Origin of the sequence: Pseudomonas donghuensis, assembly GCF_000696345.2 — a bacterium.
Classification (GTDB): domain Bacteria; phylum Pseudomonadota; class Gammaproteobacteria; order Pseudomonadales; family Pseudomonadaceae; genus Aquipseudomonas; species Aquipseudomonas donghuensis.
The window spans coordinates 2,628,388-2,651,267 of record NZ_CP071706.1; the positions used below are offsets into that span (position 1 = coordinate 2,628,388).

A 22,880-nucleotide genomic window follows, 5' to 3' on the forward strand; every position below is an offset into this window, starting at 1 on the left:
GCTGCGCCCACCATAAAAATAAGAGGAACACCGATGAAGTTAAAAAGAACATTGATGGCGGGGTTGATGGCGCTGTCCGTTGCTGCGCCGTTGACCAGTGGTTTGGCGTATGCGGCAAACAATACCTTGGTTGTCGCTGATCGAGCCTCTTTCAAGGATTGGGATCCAGCCTCGGCTTTTTCGGAGGAAGTGCGGGTTCTGGGCAATATCTACGAGACACTGGTGGTATATAACGCGCCAGGCAGTGCTGAGGAGTTTTCCCCCGGGCTCGCCACGTCCTGGCAAAGCAGCGACAACGGCAAGACCTGGGCCTTCAAGCTGCGGCACGGCGTTAAATTTCATGACGGTTCGGCCTTTAATGCCGCAGCGGTCAAAAAGTCCATTGATTACGTCAAGGAGCTGAAACAGGGCGCTGCATTTGTATGGAACGGTCTGGATACCGTCGAGGCCCTCGCTGACGATACGGTAGTGCTCAAGTTTAAGACTCCCGCTCCGGCCAATCTGATCGCGGCAGGCCAGTATGCCGCTTACATCATTGCCCCGGCGGCGGTGGAGAAAGGGCATGACTGGATGATGGCTCCCAACGCCATCGGTACCGGTCCCTATAAGCTTGGGCAGGTCGAACAGGGCCAGCAAGTGGTGCTTGAGCGATTCGATGGCTACTGGGGAGGTTGGAAAGAAGGGCAATTTGATCGGGTCATCGTGAAGGTCGTGTCCGAAGCCTCCACCCGTACCCAGATGATCAAAAATGGCGAGGCCGGTGTTGCCTGGGATATCCCTCTTGATCAGCTCAAGGTGTTGGGAGAGGACCCCTCCATCAAGGTGAGCACCGCGCCTTCGTGGAAGAACTTCCAATTTCTGATCAATACCCAGAAGTACCCTACGAACAACCTGGAATTTCGTCAGGCGCTGCAGTACCTCTGGGACTATGAAAGTGTCACCAAAGATATTTTGCATGGCTACGGCAGTGTTCCCAAGGGGCCTTTGCCCACCAGTATCTGGGGGCATGCCAGCGTGCCTATGGCCTCTTACGATCTGGATAAAGCCCGACAATTGTTGGAAGCCTCCGGTGTACCTAAGCAGGACTGGAAGGTCTCGATGCAATACATCAGCGGCATCTATGCAAACGCTGCTGAACTGTTCCAGGCGACGGCGTCTCAGGTTGGCGTTGAGGTGGAGTTACGCCCCGGCGAGTGGGGTGTGATCTGGGATAAGGCAAAGAAGCTGGATACCGCTCCCAACCTGCAATCTATGGCTTGGTGGCCGACATATCCGACACCCAGCGATTGGCTTTTCAGTGAGTTCCATACAGAGAAAATCACGCTATTCAATTTGTCTCACTACAGCAACCCAAGCTTTGATCAGTTGATCGAAGAGGCGGCGGCGCTAGAAGGCAGTGATCGGGCCCAATCCACTGAAAAGTACGTGCAGGCCCAGCAGCTACTGGCCAAGGACGCTCCTGCGATCTGGTACGCCGACGTGCAGCAGATACGTGTCTCCCGCAAAGATATCAAGGGTATGGAAAAGAGCCTGAATCCTGCTTATGAGGCGATTCTCTATTACAACTTGAATCGCTGAATGCTGAGTCGTCCTTGATCAAGTGGTACGTGTAATACCTGATTTGCCATGTAAATCGATAACCAGGCAGTTAGTTAATTTGTCTGGTTAGTCCCTCAAGGGCTAATCCGCTTTTGGGGTTTTTATGTAGGGCGTAAGAAGTCAGGGTCAAGTTTTTTAGCCACAAGGGGTATTCCAAATGGCGAAGTATATAACTCAGCGATTGATAGTGATGTTCTTCATTCTTTTGGGCGTGTTGACCATCACCTTCGTTCTGAGCCGAGCTCTTCCGGGTTCCCCGGTAGAAATGATGCTGGGGAACCACCCCACGGTGGAGCAAATTGCCGTCGCACGGGAAAAACTGGGGTTGGATAAGCCTCTGCCAATCCAATATTTCAATTACATCGGCGATCTTCTCCGAGGTGATTTTGGCACTAGTCTGCGCACCGGGCGGCCGGTGGTGGAGGAAGTGGTCAGGCGGGTTGGCGCGACTTTTGAACTGACATTCCTGGCGATGTTCTGGGTGGTGGTGCTGGGGGTGCCAATCGGTGTCATCTCAGCGGCGCGGCAGAACTCAGTGGTCGACAATGTGGCACGAGCGGGGTCCATCGCCGGGACGGCGTTTCCAGTTTTCATCCTGGCCATGGGCTTGCAGTTGCTGTTCTACGGCAAGCTGAACTGGCTGCCCCTGCAAGGGCGTATCGATGCTTCCATTCTTCTCGATAGCCCCTTTGAGCGTGTGACAGGCTTCTACCTGATCGACACTCTTCTGGCCGGTAATTTCGTAGCACTGTGGAGCGCCATCAAACACCTGACGCTACCCGTGCTCACCCTGGTCATCGTGACCTTGGCCACTGTCACCCGGATCACCCGCAACATGATGGTGGAGGTGCTATCCGAGGAGTACATCCGTACGGCCGTTTCTTACGGTGTACCCAAGTGGCGTATCCATTACGCCTATGCCCTGAAGGCGACAATGATTCCGCTCCTGACTGTGGTGGGCCTGACCTTCGGTTACCTGCTCGGTGGTGCGGTAGTCGTTGAGTTCGTTTTCGATTGGCCCGGCCTGGGCGGCTTCGTGGTGTTTTCGATTGCCCAGAATGATTTCCCCGCTGTGATGGGAGCCACCCTGGTGCTGGCCACGACGTATCTGTCGATCAACCTGATCGTTGATCTCTTGTATCACCTTGTTGATCCGAGGTTGCGAGTCCAATGAGTATCCAAGACGTATCCCTGTCCATGCCCTCGCGAGCCCCATCATGGCGTATCAAGGCCCTGGTGTTTGCCAGCGATAACAAGTTGTTTGTATTCGGCGCGCTGTTATTACTGCTGATCATCCTGGCGGCAGTCTTCGCCCCCTGGCTTGCACCTTATGAACCGAACAAGATTGTCTTTTCCCAGAAATTGCTGGCACCCAACTGGGCACACTGGATGGGCACCGACGAGTTTGGTCGCGACATTCTTTCACGGGTGCTTTATGGCGCACGCACCTCGCTGATCATCGGAGTGAGCGTGACTCTAATTGCGATGCTGATCGGGATTCCGATTGGGCTTGTTTCCGGTTACTTCGGTGGTCGAGTTGATACGCTGCTGATGCGTTTATCAGATGTGTTCCTGGCCTTTCCGCCGCTGTTGTTGCCGATCGCTATCACCGCTGCGCTGGGATCGGGATTGGCCAACGCCATGTTAGCGCTCGCTGTCTCCTGGTTTCCCTGGTACGCAAGGATCATGCGCGGTGCGGTAGTACGGGTTCGGTCAGAAACCTATATCCATGCTGCCCGTTCCATGGGCGTCAGTCACTGCCGTATCTTGCTTCGCCATGTACTGCCCAATACCACCACGCCTGTGATCGTGCAGGGCTCCATGGACTTTGGTTACACCATTCTCGCCGCTGCTTCGCTGAGCTTTATCGGGCTGGGGGCCAAGCCGCCCATGATCGAATGGGGGCTGATGGCCGCGGCGTCGCGCTCGCAGTTGCTCGAGAATCCCTGGACGGTGCTGTTTCCCGGAGTGGCGATTTTTGTCCTGGTGCTGGCCGTCAACCTGGTGGGTGACGGGCTGCGCGATGTGCTCGATCCAAAGAAGGGGACACGCTGATGATCGACGAATCCTTGCAATATTCTGCTATCGAACATCTCGCCGCTTCGAATAACGACACCGCTCAAGACCTGGTGCTGGAAGTGGAAGGGCTGACGGTGTCCTTCCCTGGTTTGTTCAAGACCGTAAAGGCCGTACGCGGTATTGACCTCAAGGTCAGGCGCGGCGAGATCCTCGGGTTGGTGGGGGAGTCGGGCTCGGGCAAGTCAATGACGGCCATGTCCTGCCTTGGATTGATGCCTGAGGCCGCTCGGCTGGGAGGCAGTGTCAGGGTCGCCGGACAGCAGGTCAACGGCGCGTCGGCGTCGCAGCTGGCGGTTTTGCGTGGCGGTGGCGCGGCGATGATCTTCCAGAATCCGATGAAGGCGCTCAACCCGTTCTTCACTGTCGGGCGGCAGATGTTCGATGTCATCGGCTGCCATCGGCAACTGAGTAAGGTACAAATCCGCGCCGAGGCACTGAGCTCGCTGGAAGCGGTGAGCATGCCCGACCCCCCTCTGGCGCTAGCCAAGTACCCGCACCAGATGTCTGGCGGTCAGTTGCAGCGAGTGGTGATTGCCATGGCGCTGGCCTGTCGGCCAAAACTGCTGATCGCCGATGAGCCGACCACGGCGCTGGACGTCACCGTGCAGGCGCAGATCATCGCTCTGCTGCGCAAGCTGGCACGGGAGCAGGACCTGGCGATTCTGTTTATCACCCACAACCTGGGGGTAGTGGCTTCGCTCTGTGACCGGGTGGCGGTGATGTATGCCGGCGAAGTGGTGGAGAGCGGTCCGGTGGGCGAGGTGTTCAAGCGACCTGCACACCCCTACACCCTGAAGTTGATGGGCACCGTGCCCAGGTTGGGGCAGGGACCCCAGCCCCTGTGCTTCATCCCGGGGCAGGTGCCGAACATGGCGGCTCCCCCGGCTGGCTGTGCCTTCAACCCACGTTGTGAACGCGCCACCGGACGCTGCCATCAGGCTGCGCCGAGGGTGGAAATCGGCGAGGGACACTGGGCCGCTTGCCACAACATATTGGTCAAGGTGTGAGGCTTCTTTGAAAGGTAAACGGCTATGAATAACAACAAACCGCCCGCACTGTTGAGCGTCAATCAGTTGCACAAGACCTTCGCCACCCGCGACGGCCTGACGACCGCCATCGACCATATCAGCCTGGAGGTGCAGGCCGGTGAGACGGTCGCGCTGGTGGGGGAGTCCGGTTGTGGCAAAAGTACGGTTGCCGCGACCTTGCTCGGTCTGCTGCCAGCCGATAGTGGGCAAATTCTGGTCGAAGGTCGGCCGCTGCCCACTGATGCCAGGGCGCGGGGCAGGAGCTTGAGTATGGTGTTCCAGAACCCGTACGCCTCGCTGAACCCGAAAATGACGATCAAGGCGATTGTTGCCGAGCCGCTGAAGGTTGCCTTTGGTTTGCGCGGTAGCGCCTTGCACGCGCGCATTCTCATGCTGCTGGGAAATGTAGGGATGGGCGAGGAGCACATGGAGCGCTATCCCCATGAATTCTCCGGTGGCCAGTTGCAGCGTATCGCTATCGCCCGGGCCCTGGCGTTGGAATCAAAACTGCTGATCCTCGATGAGCCTACGGCGGCGCTCGATGTGTCGGTCCAGGCCCAGGTGCTGCAACTGCTCAAGACGCTGCAGACCGACAATGGCCTGAGCTACCTGTTTATCAGCCACGACCTTGCGACGGTCGAGTATCTGGCGCAGCAGGTGCTGGTGATGTACTTGGGGCGCATCGTCGAGGCCGGGCCGGTGGAGCAGGTGTTCGGCCGACCGCGTCATCCCTACACGCGTGCGCTGCTCAATTCAGTGCCCTCCATCGATCCGGAGCGCCGTGACCAGCTGCAAGTCCTGAGTGGCGAGATCCCCAGTCCCTTGAACCGGCCTGTCGGGTGCCACTTCGCGCCACGTTGTCCGCGGGCCAGTGAGCGTTGTCGCCGAGAGGTGCCAGCCGAGACCCAGGATCACGGCCACCGCTTTTCTTGCCACCACCCTCTGAACGATGAGAGCTGAACCCTATGTACAATAAAAAAGACATGACCGCTCCCGGCATTGGTTATCAGGACTTAAGGCTGATGCTGGGCTATCCGCCGCCCCGGGAAAAGCAAGTTGGCCTGCATAATTGGGACAGTCCGCCCTATAACCGCTGGTCGTTCCAGCATATGAGCCAGCTGTTTCCGGTGGCCGCTATTCATCGCAGTCCCGGGCCGGTCACCGAACTCGAGCGCAACGAACGCTCACTGGACGATGTACGTTTCCAGCGGGTCGACGGTGGTCAAACTGACCTAGCGACGTTTCTGACTGACAGCTATACCGATGGTTTTTTAGTGCTCCACCGAGGCAAGGTGGTTTCGGAGCAGTACTTCAACGGTATGCAGCCGCACACGTTGCATCTGTTGCAGTCGGTATCCAAGACCATCATCGGCAGCCTGGTCGGCAGGTTGATCGGTCAGGGCAGAATCGATTCCCAAGCGCCGGTCAGCCATTATGTGCCCGAGCTTTCGGCAAGCGGTTATGGCGACGTCCGGGTACAGGATTTGCTGGATATGCGTACGGGGGTGAGATTCAGGGAGGACTACACCGATCCGGATGCTGAATTCATCCAGTTGGATATCGCCTCGGGCTGGCGTGAACGGGGGGAGCGAACGTCTCCGGACAGCATTTATGGTTTGTTAAAGTCACTGGGCAAAGACCGTGAACATGGTCAGTTCTTTGAATATCGCTCAGTGGATACCGATATGTTGGCCTGGGTCTGTGAGCGGGCCTGCGGCGAGCGGCTCCCCGTTTTACTGAGTCGGGAGATCTGGTCAAAGCTGGGGACGGAACAAGACGCGAATATCACCCTCGATTGTGTTGGATCCGCATTAGCCGATGGCGGGATGAGTGTCACGCTGCGCGATCTGGGGCGGTTTGCCCAGATGTATCTGCAAGGTGGACGTTTTAACGGGGAGCAGATTGTTCCAGAGGATTTTGTTCGTGCTTGTGGTCGTGGTTCCACACCGGCTTTTGAGGTCCTGTATGGCCCCTTTCTCAAACACTTTCCAAGCGCTGCCTACAGCAATCAGTGCTGGGTGCTGGACAGTGAGCAGGGCATCTATTCGGCGCGCGGTGTATTTGGGCAAAGTATCTATTTCGATCCGGCTTCTGAAGTGGCAATCGTAAAACTTTCCAGTTGGCCGGATTTCATCAATTCAGAATGGACGGTGAATAACTTCCGTGCTTGTGCCGCTGTGGTTGAAGAACTGCAACGCAGCTAACGCGGGAGTATGAACGACCGCGGCTTTGTCAGGCACGTCCCAGCCTTGGTGAAGAGGTGCCATGTGCCGCCTCGGCATAGCTACACCCAGACCCTGCTGGCCGCCGCGCCCGGGGCTTCGGTGCGAGAAGCGGGACCGGCAGCAAACCTGAGTGCCGCCGGCGGCTGACCCTCCCGGCCCGCTGGCATCTGGACGCTGTTCGCAGCCTCTGTCCTGACGGGCTTTACCCCTTTCATCCAGACCGCGCTTTTGCCGTGGCCGGGATGAGTGTTGCCAACAATAAAATAAACAAGAGACGGAGCGACCATGAACTTGAACACCACCCGGGCCTTGCGCTCATTGACCCCGCTGACGCTGTTGGGCGCCCTTTCCACCCCCGCGATGGCGATCCAGATCACCGACAACCTCAATCTCGGCGGTGCCGTCCGGGCGCGTTGGGACTATGACCCGGATCGCGACATCCAGAAGTTCAACTTCGACACCGCGATCCTCAACACCAAGTACAACTCCGACACCTGGATTGGCGAGGCCAAATACCGGTTCTACGGTCGAGCCTACCCTTACCAATACACAAAGAATGTCGGTGACGTCCAGTTCGCCGAATTGGCGTGGATCGGCTACAAGTTCAACCCCGACCAGCAGGTCCAGGTCGGCCTGAACCAGCTGCCGTTCGGTTTGCAGCCGTACTTCGGCAGCACGTTCTACCAAACCCTGGGCAACGTCGTGGGACTGGAAGACGTGGAAGAAGTCGGCGCCAAGTACATCCAGCAAAGCGGCGACTGGAATATTCAGGCCGGTTACTACCTGCGCCCGGCCTGGCAGGGCAAAGGCACCAGCAATGGTGAAACCTACTCCACCGTGGTCTCCGAAGCGGACAGCTATGTCACCCACGGCAGCAACAACCAGGAACGCAACACAGTGGTCCTGCGGGTGGCCAAGGCGCTGGACCTGGGGTCGTGGAAGTCTGAAGTCGGGATCTCCGGCCTGACCTCGTCCCTGGAGAACCGCGACACCAACAACGATGGTCGGCGTAATGCCATGGCGGTGCACTATATCGGCAAAAACGGCCCGTGGGGCGTGCAACTGCAAGCCGCGCGACAGCAGATGTCCCCGCGCAACCCCGGCACCGATGAACTGGTGACTTTTGGCGGTTACGACGCCACCTTCAACGTCGCCAGTCGCGGCAACTTGTACGTAGCGGATGTGAGCTACGACGTCAGCGGCAAGTATCTGTTCGATCAGATCAGCGGTGTAAAGATGTACGCCAACTACAGCGCCTTCGATAAATCCGCGGACGATTTCAAGACCTCGCAACGGATGATTCTCGGCACCTCGTTCTCCCTCAGCAAGCTGTGGATCGCCACGGAATGGTTGTACGGCAAGAATGATCCGGTCATCGGTGGCGGCAGCCTCACCCAGAGTCTGGGGGCTGGTGGTAGTAACCAGTGGGAAAACCAGTTGTACATGAACATCGGTTATTACTTCTGATCCGGACTTTTTGGCAACAGCCCTAAAGTCCTTTTCGTGAGTGGGCTCGCCCACAGATTTAGCGCATAACTGGGCGAGCCTGAACTGGTCGAGTAAGTCCGGACACCGATTATGGTGTTTATGCCGCTTTTTGCTCCATGACTATTGGCGACTGGTAGTTGTTGTAGCTGTGGAGCCGGGTGCGGTTGCCTGGGTATTTAATTTGGGTTTCTAAACGGCCCTTAGTTTAACGAGTCCTCTCTCACTTCGAGGCATAAATTATGACGGATTTGCTTGCACAAAAAGATGTTAAAAATCACCTCCATCCTTTTACGGATGCTCGACTTCATGAGGCGGATGGCCCCCTCATTATCGAGCGTGGAGAAGGAGTTCATGTTTATGACAATCAAAATAAGCGATACATCGAGGCGATGTCAGGGCTATGGAGTGTAGCGCTTGGTTTCAGCAACCAGCGGCTGATCGAGGCTGCCGAAAAGCAGCTACGTACACTGCCGTTCTATCATGTGTTTTCGAGTAAGGCACACCGTCCCAGCATCGAGCTCGCCGAAAAATTGGTGGAGATGGCTCCAGTGCCGATGAGTAAAGTGTTTTTCACCAATTCCGGCTCTGAGGCAAACGATACAGTAGTTAAGCTTTTATGGTACCGGAACAATGCTTTGGGGAAGCCCGCCAAGAAAAAGTTCATCAGTCGGCAGAACGCATATCACGGTACCACTACCGTAAGTGCGAGCCTCACTGGGCTGCCGGCAAATCAGCGCGGTTTTGACGTTCCCCTGCCGGGCTTCCTGCATGTCAGCTGCCCGCACTTTTACCGATATGGTCGAGCAGGTGAAACAGAAGAACAGTTCGCCGATCGCCTCGCCCGAGAACTGGATGATCTGATCATCAAGGAAGGCCCTGAGACGGTCGCAGCGTTTTATGGCGAACCGCTGATGGGAGCGGGGGGTGTGATCATTCCGCCGAAGACGTACTGGGAAAAGATCCAAAAGGTGTGCCGCAAGCATGACGTCTTGATTGTCGCGGACGAGGTCATCTGTGGGTTCGGTCGAACCGGCAATATGTTCGGTTGCGAGACCTTTGATATCAAACCAGACGTCATGGTGGTATCCAAACAGCTGTCGTCCTCCTATCAGCCCATTGCAGCCATATTGATTAACGACGCTGTTTACCAAGACATTGCCGACCAGAGCCATTCGATTGGCACCTTAGGTCATGGCTTCACTGGTAGCGGGCACCCGGTAGCTACTGCAGTCGCCCTGGAGAATCTTAAAATTATCGAAGAGGAGGGCCTGGTTCAGCATGCTGCTGAAATGGGGATTATCCTTCGCAAGGGGCTTCAGCAGTTTGCTGATCATCCTTTGGTTGGAGAGGTTCGTGGTGTAGGGTTGATCGCTGCCGTAGAGTTGGTAGCCGACCGGCACACAAAAGAGCCTTTTGAGGCTGTTGGCAGACTCGGGCGGTATCTGTCCTCTCAGACCCAGGAGCGTGGCATGATCAACCGAGCCATGGGAGATGCATTGGCATTCTGTCCTCCGTTGATCTCAACGGAGAAGGATATCAATGAAATCCTTGGAGTTTTTGCGGCTTCTTTGGATGCGACACAGCACTGGTACCTCAAACACACTGCACAGTAGTTAACGCCACTCACTCCAGGCAGAGCCGGAATGCGGAGTCCTCCGGCCTGCTGCTTTGTACTCGCTTTAGGACTCGTCTCGAATTGGTCCTACGCAATTGATACCGTCGGCCGGACGACTGCTCTTCCGAGTGGCTGTAGGTAGAGCTCGCAAGCATGGCTTGGAGTCATCTTTTTTTTGCTCTTGATACACCCTGAAAATAAGTCCAGAATCAAGTCCTTTCCTGCTTCAGGAAGCAACGAAACCCTTTAGATTTCAATGGGTCGGACACCAGATGCGAGTCTCGTTTCCCGCTCCAAGATTCAGAAAAAAGCCACTCAGATGAGTGGCTTTTTTGTGCCTGAAAAATACCTCAGCGTGATATGCATTGCGCTGGACGTTCGAGCGCGTCAGTCGGTAGGCAGGTGCAACTGCACCTCCACGGCATCATGAAGGAGTCGGACGACCTCGATCACGTCGTCGTTTGCCACGCGATAGAACACGACATGGCGCGGGGTTTTGATCGTTCCATGGGGGGGTTTAGCCAGTTGGCGTGAGTAAATGAGGTGATAGCTGCGAAGGCTCGGTGCAGGCTCATCGCGGTCGTGGCTGCCAATGCGATAGGGCGTGTCGGCGATAGTTTGTAATGCGGAGAGGATCAGCGCCTGGTAGCGCTGGCGTGCTTGATCGCCGAACTGCGTCTGGGAGAGCCTGAGGATGTCGACAATGTCGGCGCGCGCCGCGTTGGAAATCCGATACTGCGGCATGCTCAATGTTTCTCGCGCGCGGGGAGGGTGGCCTCCAGGCTCAAGCCCTCGATGTAGTGCTCCAGATCCCCTTCGTTCAACTGAGTAAAGCGCCCGTGCTCAAGATCCATGATGCCGATCGAGGTCGCCTGACGCAGGGCCTCAATTTTGGCAGTGTCTTCGGCGATGCGCTGCTCCAATAGACGCAAACCTTCTCGCATCACTTCGCTGGCATTCTGATAACGGCCGGACTGCACCAGGTCCTGGATAACCTGATCCTGGTGAGGGGTGAGCACAACGTTTCGCGTCGCCATAATGAGCTCCAGCTTTCGGCAATCAGGTTCTTTCGATCAATGGCATATTATGCCAATTTACCCGCGAACACATAGTTTGGGAGTTGTATCTGACGAACTGTGTAGCACGGGGTCATCCTTTGCGCCGAACAGCGCCTGCAGACCCGGACCGCATGTGCACAAAGTCCAAACAAGGCTGTCGCAGGCGGGACGTCGTGGATAGCTTGATTGGTGCGGGCCTTGGGCCCTCAGCTTGGCCAAGCCTTGTTTGATGTTGTAGTGGTCTGATATCCAATCCGCCTATCAACAACCCGTGCAGTCGTAGCGAGGCAAAGGGACGGATTGGGTCTCTCGGTGTCTGCTGGTTGTCTATAATTTTTCAGAATCACACCGCTTTGGCATCGACTACACGACCGGGATAGAACGAGCATGTCCTCAGAGAATGAGCTTCCACTCGGGCCCGACACCTTATTTGACGACGCCGATTGCGGCCTGTTGCTGGCGGCAGCAAATGGGAGAATCGAACGGGCCAATCTAACTTTCTGTCGCTGGATCGGTTTCGGTCGGGAGGAACTGCTGGGGAGAACAATTCAGAGTCTAATGACCCTGGAGTCCAGGACCTTTCATCAGGTCTACTGGGGACCTCTAATGCAGATTCAAGGCTCAGTAGCCAATGTGAAATTTGATCTTGTTCATCGAGCAGGCTACTCAATCCCCATGATGCTCAGCGCCATTAGTTGCGAGCATTCAAACGGCATATTTCATGAGTTGACACTATTTAAAGCTGAAGATCGGCGAAGGTATGAGCGGGGGCTGGTTAATGCTCGAATGCTCGCTGAAGGGCATTTGGCCAAAAGTCTGAAAGCTCAAAGGTCTCAAGAGATCACGCAAGGTAAGCTGCGGACAATTTATGCCGCCGCCGAAGGTCGGGCGCTCTTCGCCGAACAGATGGTCGGGATCGTAAGCCACGATCTGCGCAATCCGCTTTCGGCAATCAGAATGGCGGCTGAAATTTTGTCACGTCGTGATCAGGATGCCAAGTCTATCCAGATGCTGGGTCACATCACCCATTCGGTCGAGCGGGCTCAGCGACTTGTAGCTGACCTGTTGGATTTTACGCTCGTACAGGTTGGTCGTGGGATCGCCGTGGTTTGTGCGCCTCTAAGCTTCCATGAGGTCGTTGCAGACTGCCTTAAGGAAATCCGGCTGTCGTTTCCCACGAGCGATTTGGTTCATGTACACAGCGGCCAGGGGGATTTCTTTGCAGACAGTGATCGGTTGTATCAGATGGTCGGTAATCTTGCGGCTAACGCCATCGCCTATGGCGCAGAGGGCTCCACTGTCACGGTGTCTACCCATGTTGAGGAAGAAACCGTCACCATTTCCGTGCACAACGTCGGAGCGCCGATTCCCACTGGGCTTCTGAAAAATCTATTCGAGCCTATGATTCGCGGTAGCCATGATAACGCAGAGCTACGCAGCGTGGGACTGGGGCTGTTTATCGTTCGTGAAATTGTAAGGGCTCATCATGGTGAGATCACTGTCAGTTCCACTGTTGAATTGGGTACTACATTCACCGCGACCTTCCCGCGGCTAAGGGCTATAACTTAGGGCGCTGGGTGGCAGACAGAGGGGATTGTGTTCGGTCGGCAGGACGTCTGAGGAGGGAGGTTGTGGTTATCCACCAAGGTGTTTAGGACTGAGATAAATACTAGGGTCTGTACGAAATATGCCTGCGCGACACTTATGCTGCGTTGAAAACAGATTCGGAATGCTCATTGACAGCCAGTCAAGTCGTGCGCGACCCCGGCCGTTGCTCGCCTGTTTTCGCCTTGCCTAAGCGCCGTTCGGCGATTTTTCGTACAGGTCTTAGCCCAGCTAAACGTAGGGTTGACCACCAAATCCCCTTGGGAGTCGCTGCAGCCCCGGCATGGCGGTGAGTTTGTCCCTCCAGGCTTCGCGCCAATTACTAGCGATGTGAAGGCCCTTGGCTTTCCGCGCGGCTCTGCGCGCTGCGTTGCGTGCATCTTTGCGGGCATCTTTGAATGCGTCGGTGCTACGACAGCTGCGGCATTTCACCCGCGTCAGTTCAGTGGTTGAGATTAGATTATCGCCATGATGGCCGCAGGCGAGATGTCCGGCGACCTTGAAGTGAGTGATCATTGGTGAGCTTCCTCGTGGTAAGTGCGGTGCTGGGAGCAATCCGATACGTGGTGCGGGAAGTGCCCCCAGTAATCCAGTTTTCCGAGTCTGACGGATAGTGGGCCGATGTTCTGTTCGCTGAAGCACATACCTGCGGCAGAGAGTGGACTGAGCCGGTGCTGGCCGGCCAGGAAAGGGCACATCAGCGTTAGTGCAAGGGTTGGTCTTGCCGCTCATACCACTTCATCAGAGGCAGAACCGACATGCCGTGTACCACGATAGAGACAGTGACGGTCACCAACGTCAGCGTTATCAATTGTTGAGCCAAGGTGGGGGGCAGACCATGGCGAATGGCGAACATCAGGTAAAAGATGGAACCTATTCCTCGTATCCCGAACCAGCAGATCATCATGCGCTGTGGTTTGGGCACGTATTCACCCAGCATCCCAATCGCAACAGCTAGCGAGCGCAGGAGCATGAACAACAAGGGTATGAACCACCACAACGCTGGCCAATACACCACGTAGGGCAGTAATGCCCCTACGAACAGCACCATCCCAAGCTCGGCCAGCTTTTCGAGTTGCTCATTGAACCCGATCACTGCGTTGGTCATGGTCGCGCTGGCATGGTGGGAGTGCGTGGCCAATGCCTTGTAGGCGTGGCCGCTCACACCAGGTCTCGTGCTCAGTGATGCCGCGTCGGGCTGCGGTTGTTCCTTGACCCTTTGTAGCGCCAGACCCGCGGCGAATACTGCCAGGAAGCCGGATGCCAGGCTCAGTTGCGCAGCGCCATAAGCCATCGCCAGCAGACCGAGTGAGAGGAATTCGTCCAGACCTACGGCCAGTCTATAGCGCGTACGCAGGTGAACAACGAGGCTACCGATGATTGCACCTAACGTAACGCCGATCAGCAGGCCTCCTGCTGTGGCCCAGATCAGGTCTATTGCCCACCAACGCCAGCCACCTCTGCCGAGGTCGTGCAGCCCCAGGAGCCCGAGGCCTAGTATCACGAAGGGGAACGCCGTTCCGTCGTTCAAGCCACCTTCCCCGGAAAGGCTGAAACGCAGGCGATCTGGATGTACTTCACTGTTAGTTTGCACCCCTGAGGCCAGCACAGGGTCTGTCGGGGCAAGGATGCCCCCTAGCAACACAGCTGCCCCCAGCGGAAGCCCCAGTCCCCAGAAACCGACGGCTGTGATAAGCCCTACCGTGAGCACCATGGATATGAGCGCCAAGCGTAGCGGCAGCCTCCAGCTTCGGTCGGAGAATGGAACAGCCCCCATCTTTAATCCCACATTGAACAGTGAGATAAGCACTGCGACCTCGGCGACCCATTCCAGCACATCGGCATGATGCGCAGGGTCCAAGGTGATCACCGCGAACACCGCAGGTCCTAGCATGTAGCCGACTAGAAGGTAGACCATGGCGCTGCTCAACAGTAACCGAGCGAGTAGGGTTGCCCCCAGCACCATGGTGATGAGTAAAGTCCCGAGGAGTAGTGACCATAGGGCAATAGACATGGCAGTCAGTTAACCTGGAGCGCGTTGTAACCTTGTCTAGCATCCTCTACCGGAGGGCCAGGTACTACAGAAAATTGAGTCCCTATGCCCACGTCGCCGGTAGGTGGAAATCCCCTGCGGGGCTATCATTGTGAAAGCACGTGTGTTCGCAGGCCATTGGCACCGTTGGAGAAACCATGTCTGAGCTTCCCCACCCGCTGCAGAACCGTCTGCTGGCGGCCTTACCCATAGAGATTCAAGAGCGGCTGATTCCCCAGTTAGAGTTGGTGGCCTTGCCCTTGGGCAAGGTTGTGTATGAGTCAGGTGATTCTCTGCAGTATGTCTATTTCCCTACCGACACCATTATTTCCCTGCTTTACGTGATGGAAGACGGTGCCTCGGCGGAAATATCCGTGGTGGGCAACGAAGGGCTCGTTGGTATAGCCGTCTTCATGGGCGGCGAAAGCACCCCAAGCCGGGCTATTGTGCAGAGCGCCGGGAACGCCTACCGGCTGGCGGGGCAGCGCCTGAAAAGTGAGTTCAACCGGCATGGTGAAATGATGCAGCTGCTGCTGCGCTACACCCAGGCGTTAATTACTCAAATGGCACAAACGGCAGTGTGCAACCGCCATCATTCAATCGACCAGCAGCTTTGTCGTTGGTTGTTGCTATCGCTGGATCGCTTGCCGAGTAATCAGTTGATCATGACCCAGGAGCTGATCGCTAACATGCTTGGCGTTCGCCGCGAGGGCGTCACGGAAGCTGCGGGTAAATTGCAGAAACTCGGTGTGATCGAGTACAGCCGTGGTCATATTGAGGTGTTAAATCGCGCGAAGCTTGAAATGCTGTGTTGCGAGTGTTATGCAGTTGTAAAGAAAGAAACCGATCGTCTTCTTGTGCATACTGCCTTCAGCCAAACCACTTCGCACTGAACAGGTCCAACAGCCAGGCTCACAGTGCGCCTGTGTACCTGTCACTATCGTGCTATCCCGTCGTGAGGCTTGTAAACGAAGAGCTTTCCTGTTTCGGCTGTCATGGTGTATTGCTTGGCCCAGTCGGGCGTTACGCCTTTGCTATGACGTGTGCCATCGCATACCTCAACCCAGGCGTGATTTTCAGGTTTCGGTGTTGATCGCGCGATAGCATTCGCATGACGCAGCCTCTAATCCCTTGCGGTCAAGGATGGTAATGTCACCGCGGGTGTATCGAATCAAGTTGCGCTGCTGCAGTGCACCAGCAGCCAAGGTCACTCCACTGCGCCTTACGCCAAGCATGTTGGCCAGGAGTGCGTGTGTTAGATAAAAATGGTTGGCGTGCGCACGGTCATGGGCCATCAGTAGCCAACGTGCTAGACGCGGCTCGATCTCATGGAAATGGATGCAGGCTACCGATTGCGCCAGTTGCTTGAGCAACTCATACAAGTATTTGTTCAGCCGATGCAACAGCAAGGGGTTATCGCGGAGCGCGACCTGCAACTGCGCGCAACTCATTCGCAGGCTGCTGCCGGCCCCGTGTACGATCGCGTGCATGGGGGCAGTGTCGATCCCTAGGGCAAGGGTCGCACCGAGCATGCCTTCATAGCCGATCAGACCTATCTCAAGGGGGGGACGGCCGCGCAACCCCGTCATCAGGGAAATAAATGCGGTACCTGGGAAGTACACATGCAGCAGGGGCTGGCCGGGCTGACACAACACCGTACCAAAGGCCAGGTCGACGCGCTCGCACTGATCCACTATTGAGTTATAGCCCTTTTTAGACAGGCCCTGGAGCAGTCGGTTCTCCACCTGCCGTGGTGTTTTGGCTAGCACGCGTTTGTCCTGCAGCACTGTGACGGTGGCAACAGAGGTGCTGTATGGCCTCGTGCAGAAAGTCTGGACGACGTTCGCCTAACAGTTTGTTCGCTACAGCACGCTCTCGTGTGGTTGCGAGAGTGCGTTCAGCGCTCTGTACGCCGGCCACGCTGTTTGTGTTTCCTGAATGCACCAGACTATTGAGTTGGATCAGCGATTCAAATCTTCTTTCAGGTCCCCGAGACCCGCTTGAATAGCGCCAACGGTTTTCTCAATCTTTCCTCGTTCCTCCAGGTGTTCGTTGCCAAAGGCTTTGCCTGCGACTTCCTTGATCGTACCTTCAATTTTTTTAACCCTGCCTTTTACTTGATTCTTGTTCATGGTGCACTCCAGTGTCGGCTTGCAATACAGCGTGCTTGTTGTCACGCGTTTATAGCGACCACGTACAAGAGGTTCGGTGCAAAAGAGTTTTAAGTCTGTACGGCAACACACATACCTGCAGACCAGTGGTCCGGAACTGTTGTTGTACTCACTTGTTTCTGGCACCCATTGTTTCCAACGATGTGTACTGTGTGCGGTGCCGTACAGATCGCCGCCAGTAAAGGGTTCACTCTGGTGTCGTTATATCGTTGGGCATGCGCGACAGCGATCAAACCTGTTCTTTCGCGCACTTGAGGAAATAGTCATGGGCGTGGGTACAATTCTATTAATCGTCTTAATCCTGCTACTGATCGGTGTGCTCCCGAGCTGGCCGCACAGCAGGAACTGGGGATATGCACCGACTGGCGGGTTGGGTATCGTGGTAATCATTGTCCTCGTATTGCTGCTGATGGGGTGGATATAACCGACTGGCCGCTGTCAGTCGCACAACCAACGATCACTTCCTTTCAATTACTGGTATTGGAGTTCAACAATGAAAAATTCATTGCGATTGTTGTTTTCGATAGTTTTTGTCGTTTTGTCATTGGCATCAGCAGGTCTCATTAACAGCGCGAGTGCTGCAACGGCCGCTGACCTAGACAAGGACTCCCAACAGGCCTTACAGATACTCTACAAGGCACACCCATTGGCCGAAACCATGTCGCGCACCGCCAAGGCTGTGCTCGTATTCCCCAACATCGTCAAGGCGGGCCTGGTGTTTGGTGGTAGTTATGGTGAGGGTGAGTTGTTGATAGGTTCTAAAGTAGACGGCTATTACAACTCTGTGACGGGCTCCTGGGGGTTGCAGGCAGGTGCGCAATCCTACGCTTATGCCGTGTTCTTGATGACCGACAAAGCCCTTCAGTACGTGCGTGATACGAAGGGCTGGGAGGTCGGCGTAGGGCCCACTGTCGTGGTTGTCGATCAGGGCGTGGCGAAAAATTTATCGAGTTCGTCGTTGCAACAGGATGCCTATGCGTTTGTCTTCGATCAGCAAGGATTGATGGCGGGTATCAGCATTGAGGGCACCAAGATTTCGCTCATCAAGCGCTAGCCCAGCGCACGCCCCGATCACTGTCGGGGCGTTCATCTCGGGAGCAATGCCGATGAATACCCTGACCATAGAAGGCTGGTGTAAGACCAGTAGCGAGGATACACCCATTGAACTGGGGCAAATCCATTTTCACGTCAGTGGGGCGGATCATCTGCGGCTTGAGGAGGCTGAAGAACAGCTGAAAAGGACCCAAGCGTCCGAGGTGATGGTCGATGTCGATATCAGTCAGATGGATTTGATCCTGCCTCAGGAGTGTGGCCCATTATCTGATTGCCAATTTCGGGTTTATTTAAGTGCTCGTGACCAACGCGGTCAATTTCATTTGGTCGGGCATCGTGCTGCTGACGGTGCGCTGTTCTACAGCAATGCGGTCATGGTTGATCAATTGGGTTGACTGTGTGGGCGCATGTCTACTTCCGGTGACTTTGCTCATCACCGACTCCAACGCTCATTGCCGTCAGCATCTCGGGGGGATTGATTATGACATCCCCGCTGCTTTCATCAGGGCCTTGGTATTCTACGGTTGCGCTCCACACCGCGTTGCCTCCCGTATATTGCCAGATGCGCTCCAGCAGCTTTTTCCTATAGCTGACTCAGCGCAGGGATTCGGATGGAAGTGGGAGGAGGGCCTAGAGATGTCCGTATCCGGCTGCCCGGGTGAAGTCGGCCAAATGCCAGATATCACCGTTCGCCCCCCAAGTTCCGTCAACAACCTCCTCGATCTGTATCGAGCTCAGCAACTGGCGCTGATCCTCCGCTGCCAGGCTCGATTGTATGGCGCAATGCAGTTCACGCACGTAGCGCTGACGCATCGGTGCATCAAGAACGCCGGCAGGCACCTTGACGATGACAATGCAGGGGACAACCCGGGCATGAGGAGCAACGCCTGCGCACAGCCATTCATCGGCCTGAACTTCCTCGATGAGCACCCAGCACAGCGCACGCTGCTGAGGGGCATCGCCCATGTGCTCATTAAGCATTGCCACGTCGCTTACGCTTCGAAGCAGTTGCTGGCGCTGTGGCTGGTTGAAAGCGCCGGTAGGCACCTTGATCAGGATATTTGGCATGGCGAAACCTCGCGGTTAACTGGAGGCGCTATTGGGCCAGTTATTGCTCTACTCGATAAGTGACCGATTCGTCTTCTTTCGGGCATAATCGGACAATGTACGATTTCACTGTCCTCGTCTTTCCCGGGGCGTTCGCCTCGAGCGTCGCAGCCACCCTGGACATCCTCGGCACCGCCGCCACACTTGCGCAACGGCGCGGCCTTGCCGTGCCACGCTGGCGCGTTTGTGGGCCGCAGCCAGGGCTGATTACGCTGGGCCAAGGCATGCTGCTGCAGGTTGACGCGCTGACCACAGACGTCGAGGACAACTCCTGCTGGGTCATTCCGGGCCTTGGCATCAGCGACTTCGACGCGCTGCTGCAGCGTCTTGAGGACGACTGGGTCCTTCAGACACTGCCAGCGCTGAAGGCGCATGTGAATCAAAGCAAGGAGATTGCAGCCTCGTGCTCGGCGGTCTTTCTCCTGCATGCCGCAGGGCTACTGACGGGGCGACGGGTGACGACGTCCTGGTGGCTCGCCCCTTGGCTGTCGAGCATTGCGCCTGACTGCATTGTCGACCCCAATGTCATGGTGCTCTGCGACCCGCCCTTGACGACCGCCGGCGCAGCCTTCGCGCAAACTGACCTGATGCTGCACCTGCTGCGCAGACGTCTGTCACCGGAGCTCGCCGACGTTGTGGGCAAGGCCCTTCTACTCGATGGCCGGCAGTTGCAATCCCCATTCATCAACCCGGCAATCATGGCCCAGGGCAATACGCTGGTCGCCAACCTCACCGCCTACATAGAAGCACGACTGCCCCATCCGCCCAGTGTCCCGAGCCTTGCAGCGTACGTCGGCATGTCTGAGCGAACGCTGTCCCGGCACCTTCAAAAAGCAACCGGTCTTTCAACTCGGAATTTGATCCAGCGTGTACAACTGAACAGGGCCCGCGTGCTGCTGGAAACCAGCAGGTACTCCGTTGAGTTCATCGCCGAGCAGGTGGGATATCAGGATGCCACAGCCCTACGGCGACTTATGCGCCGCCTGTTGAACGCCTCCCCAAAACAACTGCGCCAGTAACCTCTCTCTCTGAAGATCTCGTCCGCAGACAGCTCGTAGCAGAAAGCTTGCACGATCGCCAAGGCGCTGAATTTATGCTTAGGTGCAGCGTACTCTCATCCACCTGTTGAGGCTCAGGGCCTGCTATGCGCGGTTCTGGTGGTGCAGGGTGGATAGGCGTGAAGGCCACGCTCATTGAGCCCCGTCGTCAGGTAGAGTACCTGTGCATGCTTCAGAGGCCGGCAGTCTGTAAGGAGTGCCCGAACATATAAACAGCAGACTGCGCTGGAGTAGCCCCGGCTTCGACGTTTGACGCGCCGATAAGGGTGGGCTTACAGCTGCGTTGTGTGACGGGTCTTTATTGGCGGAATTGATTATATGAAGTTGTTTAGACCGTTACTTCAGCGGCCGGTGGCGTTGTTATGGGGAGGGCTGGCGCTATCTTCGATCGGCGACGAGTTGTTCGCGATCGCCGTCGCCTGGATGGCAGTGCAGATCGCCGGCACCGATGCGAGTTGGCTTAGTGCGTTGCGCGGTGGGGCCGCGTTGGCGGGGGCGCTGCTGGGAGGGATCTGGGCTGAGCGTTGGGACCATCGGCGCACGATGATCGGTGCCGACCTGACGCGGGCCGGGCTCGCCCTGCTTCCGATGCTGGCCTGGACGCTGGGCATCATGAGCCTGTGGATGCTGGCAGTGCCGGTCATGCTCATGATGATTGTCAACGCTTTGTTCGAACCGGCCTTGCGCGCCAGCCTGCCACGCATTGTCGTGGCGTCGGACCAGTTGCAGGCCGTCAATGCGCTATTCGACGCGATCATCCGGGTGGCTCGAGTGATCGGGCCGATGCTGGCCGCGGCAATTACGCTGCTGATTCCGCTTGAGCATCTGTTTACCCTCAATAGCCTGACTTTCCTGATCTCGGCTTGGGCGGTGATGAGGCTGAGCAAGGCATTGCCTCGTCAACCGCTCAAGGTGACGAGCCGGCGTGCCGCCTTCACTGCCGGTTGGCGCAGCCTGGTCGGTCGCCGGCAGATGCAGGCGGTGTATGTGTGTGCTGGATTGGGCAACATCGCCTGGAGTCTGGGCATTTCTATCGGCATGGCGCTGGCCGTGGTCAAATACGACATCCAGGGCTTCGGTGTACAGGACTTTGCCGCCTACGGCCTGATCATGGGCGCCTATGGCTGCGGCAACCTGATCTCTATTTTCGTCGTCGGGAACCTGCATATCCACCGCCTGTATGGTGGCTTTACCTTTGGCTCCGTGGTCAACGGCCTGGGCATTGCGACGATCGGTGCGGCGGTGATGTATTTGCCAGCGGAGTACGTCCTGGCCGGGATGATGTTCGGCGCCGGCCTGGCCGCGCTCGGTGGGCCACTGATCGACATTTCATTCATTCTGCTGATTCAAACCACATTCAGGCAAAGCGAGATCGCCGGGCTGGCAAGGTTGCGCTTTGCTGCGCTGGGTGCCTCCATTCTCATTGCCGGGGCCTGCGGCGCGGCACTTTATGCGCGGTTCGAAACCGGTATGGTCATCCTCGGTAGCGGGATTTTCGAAGTGATCGTCGGTGCGATGGTATTGCTCGTTCCCAAGGACAATGAAGCTGCCTGAGGCTCATTACTTTTCCGAGGAGGAAATAGCCTGGAAAAGGAACGCCATGTTGCCTCCAACGACGAGAAAAACATCACCCGGTTCATCGAACTTCTTAGCCAGCCCGTTATCCCTGGCTATTTGTGCCAAGACGCGACGGCGGGCTGCAACGCGATTGGCCAACCCTGGTTGAAGCCTCCCGAATTACCTCATTCTTATACTGATGCCCTGACCACCAATGGACAATCCACTGGCTGAGCTCCCGATTCCTCGAGGCTGTCGATCAAGTGCCGGGCAGCCTTGCGACCGATTTCGTAGTACGGCAGTTGCACCGTGGTCAGCGGCGGGATGAACAGCTCAGCAATACCGATCATGTTGTCGTAGCCGAGCACGGCGACATCGTCGGGAATTTTCAGACCACGGCCCAACAGCACTTGATAGGCACAAAAAGCAATGCGGTCGTTGCCACAGATCAGAATGTCGAATTGGGGACGACCATCAGTGATGTGCCGGTCGAGGATGGCTGCGGTTTCACCATAGGCGTCATGATCGGACAGGTCGTACTGCAGGAGTGCGTCAGGCGCCAGTCCGAATGCCTGACAAGCACGCTGCATGCCTTTCTGACGCAGCCCCCAGGCCAGACTCTGTTTGGGCAGGTTGATAAACAGAGGACGCTGATAGCCTTGGCTCAATGCGTGATGCACGGCTCGATACTGCCCCGTTTCGTCGTCGGGCACATAACTGACCAGGTGGCTGTCGTCCGCCAGGCAATTGGCGAGTACCAGGGGTTTGCTCTTCAACCGCTCGGGAATGCACACCTGGCGCAACCCCATGGCGCTGAAGATCAACCCGTCAGGGCGGTGTGACAACATAAGGTCGATGTTCTGGTCGGTAGGCGGGTTGCTTAGCAGGTTAAGGATAAAGACGTTCCAGCCTGCTTGCTGCGCGGTCTGTTCGATGGACAGCAGCAGCTCGACGGCGAACGGCGTGGTCGCAGTGTCCAGCGCGAACACACCGATGGTTCGTGTCTGGAGGTTGTCGCCGCGAATCTTGCGCGCCGACAGGCTCGGAACGAATTGCAGTTCATCAATGGCGCGACGTACCCGCTGATAGGTTTCGGGGCTCAATTTTTCCGGATTGTTGAGCGCTCTAGAAACCGTCATCAGGGACACGCCGGCCAGTTGTGCAACGTCTTTCACTGAAGTCATACGAGGCGAGACCGGTCAGGT

At 56.5% G+C, this 22,880-nt stretch carries 23 protein-coding genes; 15 read left to right on the forward strand and 8 right to left on the reverse strand.

All coding sequences use genetic code 11. From position 1 onward, the window contains the following. Nucleotides 1-33 precede the first annotated feature (33 nt). From BV82_RS12220 to BV82_RS12255, 8 genes are all read left to right on the forward strand, one after another. A complete protein-coding gene (locus BV82_RS12220) occupies nucleotides 34-1,578 on the forward strand; it encodes an ABC transporter substrate-binding protein (protein ID WP_036995918.1) in 1,545 nt (514 codons plus the stop codon). A 178-nt stretch (nucleotides 1,579-1,756) separates the two neighbouring features. Continuing rightward, complete coding sequence (locus tag BV82_RS12225) at nucleotides 1,757-2,773, forward strand: ABC transporter permease (RefSeq protein ID WP_036995917.1); 1,017 nt, start codon at nucleotides 1,757-1,759, stop codon at nucleotides 2,771-2,773. Beyond that, the gene (locus tag BV82_RS12230; RefSeq protein ID WP_036995916.1) at nucleotides 2,770-3,654 is read left to right on the forward strand and encodes an ABC transporter permease; all 885 of its coding nucleotides are present in this window, start codon (nucleotides 2,770-2,772) and stop codon (nucleotides 3,652-3,654) included. Before BV82_RS12225 ends, BV82_RS12230 begins: the two co-directional genes overlap by 4 nt. Continuing rightward, nucleotides 3,654-4,685, forward strand: a complete 1,032-nt coding sequence (locus tag BV82_RS12235) for an ABC transporter ATP-binding protein (RefSeq protein WP_051636780.1) — start codon at nucleotides 3,654-3,656, stop codon at nucleotides 4,683-4,685. Before BV82_RS12230 ends, BV82_RS12235 begins: the two co-directional genes overlap by 1 nt. Nucleotides 4,686-4,709: 24 nt before the next feature. Further along, a complete protein-coding gene (locus BV82_RS12240) occupies nucleotides 4,710-5,666 on the forward strand; it encodes an ABC transporter ATP-binding protein (RefSeq protein WP_036995915.1) in 957 nt (318 codons plus the stop codon). Nucleotides 5,667-5,671: 5 nt separating this feature from the next. Beyond that, complete coding sequence (locus BV82_RS12245; protein WP_081839673.1) at nucleotides 5,672-6,910, forward strand: serine hydrolase domain-containing protein; 1,239 nt, start codon at nucleotides 5,672-5,674, stop codon at nucleotides 6,908-6,910. Nucleotides 6,911-7,216: 306 nt separating this feature from the next. Further along, nucleotides 7,217-8,398: a hypothetical protein gene (locus BV82_RS12250; RefSeq protein WP_036995913.1), complete on the forward strand. Its 1,182-nt coding sequence runs from the start codon at nucleotides 7,217-7,219 to the stop codon at nucleotides 8,396-8,398. 260 nt (nucleotides 8,399-8,658) lie between these two features. After that, entirely contained in the window at nucleotides 8,659-10,032 is a 1,374-nt protein-coding gene (locus BV82_RS12255; protein ID WP_036995912.1) for an aspartate aminotransferase family protein, read from the forward strand. Nucleotides 10,033-10,421: 389 nt separating this feature from the next. On the opposite strand, the gene BV82_RS12260 is transcribed toward BV82_RS12255, so the two are convergent. Both BV82_RS12260 and BV82_RS12265 read right to left on the reverse strand, forming a co-directional pair. After that, the gene (locus BV82_RS12260) at nucleotides 10,422-10,778 is read right to left on the reverse strand and encodes a type II toxin-antitoxin system RelE/ParE family toxin (RefSeq protein WP_036995911.1); all 357 of its coding nucleotides are present in this window, start codon (nucleotides 10,776-10,778) and stop codon (nucleotides 10,422-10,424) included. 2 nt (nucleotides 10,779-10,780) lie between these two features. Next, nucleotides 10,781-11,071 carry a type II toxin-antitoxin system ParD family antitoxin gene (locus tag BV82_RS12265; RefSeq protein ID WP_036995910.1) on the reverse strand — a complete coding sequence of 97 codons (291 nt, stop codon included), beginning with the start codon at nucleotides 11,069-11,071 and terminating at the stop codon, nucleotides 10,781-10,783. A gap of 408 nt (nucleotides 11,072-11,479) precedes the next feature. Here BV82_RS12265 and BV82_RS12270 point away from each other — a divergent pair, with 408 nt between their 5' ends. Further along, the gene (locus BV82_RS12270; protein WP_036995909.1) at nucleotides 11,480-12,661 is read left to right on the forward strand and encodes a PAS domain-containing sensor histidine kinase; all 1,182 of its coding nucleotides are present in this window, start codon (nucleotides 11,480-11,482) and stop codon (nucleotides 12,659-12,661) included. 267 nt (nucleotides 12,662-12,928) lie between these two features. Here the strand turns inward: BV82_RS12270 and BV82_RS26390 are convergent, their stop codons facing one another. Next, the gene (locus tag BV82_RS26390; protein ID WP_081839672.1) at nucleotides 12,929-13,213 is read right to left on the reverse strand and encodes a hypothetical protein; all 285 of its coding nucleotides are present in this window, start codon (nucleotides 13,211-13,213) and stop codon (nucleotides 12,929-12,931) included. 187 nt (nucleotides 13,214-13,400) lie between these two features. Further along, on the reverse strand, nucleotides 13,401-14,711 hold the full coding sequence (locus tag BV82_RS12275) for a cation:proton antiporter (protein WP_036995908.1): 1,311 nt from the start codon (nucleotides 14,709-14,711) through the stop codon (nucleotides 13,401-13,403). A gap of 176 nt (nucleotides 14,712-14,887) precedes the next feature. On the opposite strand from BV82_RS12275, the gene BV82_RS12280 reads away from it, so the two are divergent. Next, nucleotides 14,888-15,622 carry a Crp/Fnr family transcriptional regulator gene (locus BV82_RS12280; protein ID WP_036995907.1) on the forward strand — a complete coding sequence of 245 codons (735 nt, stop codon included), beginning with the start codon at nucleotides 14,888-14,890 and terminating at the stop codon, nucleotides 15,620-15,622. 183 nt (nucleotides 15,623-15,805) lie between these two features. Here BV82_RS12280 and BV82_RS12285 read toward each other — a convergent pair whose 3' ends face one another. After that, complete coding sequence (locus BV82_RS12285; RefSeq protein WP_103143295.1) at nucleotides 15,806-16,498, reverse strand: Crp/Fnr family transcriptional regulator; 693 nt, start codon at nucleotides 16,496-16,498, stop codon at nucleotides 15,806-15,808. Between the two features lie 192 nt (nucleotides 16,499-16,690). Then, nucleotides 16,691-16,861 (reverse strand): CsbD family protein, encoded by a 171-nt coding sequence (locus BV82_RS12290; RefSeq protein ID WP_081839671.1) that lies wholly within the window; start codon nucleotides 16,859-16,861, stop codon nucleotides 16,691-16,693. A gap of 304 nt (nucleotides 16,862-17,165) precedes the next feature. Between BV82_RS12290 and BV82_RS12295 the strand changes: the two genes are divergently transcribed. The 3 genes from BV82_RS12295 to BV82_RS12305 all read left to right on the forward strand — a co-directional run bounded on the left by BV82_RS12295 (nucleotide 17,166) and on the right by BV82_RS12305 (nucleotide 18,348). Further along, on the forward strand, nucleotides 17,166-17,324 hold the full coding sequence (locus BV82_RS12295; protein WP_036995906.1) for a DUF3309 family protein: 159 nt from the start codon (nucleotides 17,166-17,168) through the stop codon (nucleotides 17,322-17,324). 69 nt (nucleotides 17,325-17,393) lie between these two features. After that, nucleotides 17,394-17,954, forward strand: coding sequence for a lipid-binding SYLF domain-containing protein (locus BV82_RS12300; protein WP_036995905.1), 561 nt, complete (start codon nucleotides 17,394-17,396; stop codon nucleotides 17,952-17,954). Between the two features lie 52 nt (nucleotides 17,955-18,006). Continuing rightward, complete coding sequence (locus BV82_RS12305; RefSeq protein ID WP_036995904.1) at nucleotides 18,007-18,348, forward strand: hypothetical protein; 342 nt, start codon at nucleotides 18,007-18,009, stop codon at nucleotides 18,346-18,348. Between the two features lie 235 nt (nucleotides 18,349-18,583). On the opposite strand, the gene BV82_RS12310 is transcribed toward BV82_RS12305, so the two are convergent. Next, complete coding sequence (locus BV82_RS12310; protein WP_081839670.1) at nucleotides 18,584-19,021, reverse strand: tautomerase family protein; 438 nt, start codon at nucleotides 19,019-19,021, stop codon at nucleotides 18,584-18,586. Nucleotides 19,022-19,116: 95 nt separating this feature from the next. Here BV82_RS12310 and BV82_RS12315 point away from each other — a divergent pair, with 95 nt between their 5' ends. Continuing rightward, on the forward strand, nucleotides 19,117-20,079 hold the full coding sequence (locus tag BV82_RS12315; RefSeq protein ID WP_036995902.1) for a GlxA family transcriptional regulator: 963 nt from the start codon (nucleotides 19,117-19,119) through the stop codon (nucleotides 20,077-20,079). Between the two features lie 357 nt (nucleotides 20,080-20,436). Continuing rightward, nucleotides 20,437-21,672, forward strand: a complete 1,236-nt coding sequence (locus BV82_RS12320; RefSeq protein ID WP_081839669.1) for an MFS transporter — start codon at nucleotides 20,437-20,439, stop codon at nucleotides 21,670-21,672. Nucleotides 21,673-21,866: 194 nt separating this feature from the next. Here the strand turns inward: BV82_RS12320 and BV82_RS12325 are convergent, their stop codons facing one another. Continuing rightward, on the reverse strand, nucleotides 21,867-22,859 hold the full coding sequence (locus tag BV82_RS12325) for a LacI family DNA-binding transcriptional regulator (protein ID WP_010221887.1): 993 nt from the start codon (nucleotides 22,857-22,859) through the stop codon (nucleotides 21,867-21,869). Nucleotides 22,860-22,880: the final 21 nt, after the last annotated feature.

Coding starts and splice junctions, on each gene's coding strand:
- BV82_RS12225 (WP_036995917.1), top strand. CDS start 1,757: ATGGCGAAGTATATAACTCAGCGATTGATAGTGATGTTCTTCATTCTT.
- BV82_RS12240 (WP_036995915.1), top strand. CDS start 4,710: ATGAATAACAACAAACCGCCCGCACTGTTGAGCGTCAATCAGTTGCAC.
- BV82_RS12235 (WP_051636780.1), top strand. CDS start 3,654: ATGATCGACGAATCCTTGCAATATTCTGCTATCGAACATCTCGCCGCT.
- BV82_RS12290 (WP_081839671.1), bottom strand. CDS start 16,861: ATGAACAAGAATCAAGTAAAAGGCAGGGTTAAAAAAATTGAAGGTACG.
- BV82_RS12295 (WP_036995906.1), top strand. CDS start 17,166: ATGGGCGTGGGTACAATTCTATTAATCGTCTTAATCCTGCTACTGATC.
- BV82_RS12265 (WP_036995910.1), bottom strand. CDS start 11,071: ATGGCGACGCGAAACGTTGTGCTCACCCCTCACCAGGATCAGGTTATC.
- BV82_RS12280 (WP_036995907.1), top strand. CDS start 14,888: ATGTCTGAGCTTCCCCACCCGCTGCAGAACCGTCTGCTGGCGGCCTTA.
- BV82_RS26390 (WP_081839672.1), bottom strand. CDS start 13,213: ATGATCACTCACTTCAAGGTCGCCGGACATCTCGCCTGCGGCCATCAT.
- BV82_RS12245 (WP_081839673.1), top strand. CDS start 5,672: ATGTACAATAAAAAAGACATGACCGCTCCCGGCATTGGTTATCAGGAC.
- BV82_RS12270 (WP_036995909.1), top strand. CDS start 11,480: ATGTCCTCAGAGAATGAGCTTCCACTCGGGCCCGACACCTTATTTGAC.
- BV82_RS12305 (WP_036995904.1), top strand. CDS start 18,007: ATGAATACCCTGACCATAGAAGGCTGGTGTAAGACCAGTAGCGAGGAT.
- BV82_RS12255 (WP_036995912.1), top strand. CDS start 8,659: ATGACGGATTTGCTTGCACAAAAAGATGTTAAAAATCACCTCCATCCT.
- BV82_RS12310 (WP_081839670.1), bottom strand. CDS start 19,021: ATGCCAAATATCCTGATCAAGGTGCCTACCGGCGCTTTCAACCAGCCA.
- BV82_RS12320 (WP_081839669.1), top strand. CDS start 20,437: ATGAAGTTGTTTAGACCGTTACTTCAGCGGCCGGTGGCGTTGTTATGG.
- BV82_RS12230 (WP_036995916.1), top strand. CDS start 2,770: ATGAGTATCCAAGACGTATCCCTGTCCATGCCCTCGCGAGCCCCATCA.
- BV82_RS12250 (WP_036995913.1), top strand. CDS start 7,217: ATGAACTTGAACACCACCCGGGCCTTGCGCTCATTGACCCCGCTGACG.
- BV82_RS12315 (WP_036995902.1), top strand. CDS start 19,117: ATGTACGATTTCACTGTCCTCGTCTTTCCCGGGGCGTTCGCCTCGAGC.
- BV82_RS12325 (WP_010221887.1), bottom strand. CDS start 22,859: ATGACTTCAGTGAAAGACGTTGCACAACTGGCCGGCGTGTCCCTGATG.
- BV82_RS12220 (WP_036995918.1), top strand. CDS start 34: ATGAAGTTAAAAAGAACATTGATGGCGGGGTTGATGGCGCTGTCCGTT.
- BV82_RS12260 (WP_036995911.1), bottom strand. CDS start 10,778: ATGCCGCAGTATCGGATTTCCAACGCGGCGCGCGCCGACATTGTCGAC.
- BV82_RS12300 (WP_036995905.1), top strand. CDS start 17,394: ATGAAAAATTCATTGCGATTGTTGTTTTCGATAGTTTTTGTCGTTTTG.
- BV82_RS12275 (WP_036995908.1), bottom strand. CDS start 14,711: ATGTCTATTGCCCTATGGTCACTACTCCTCGGGACTTTACTCATCACC.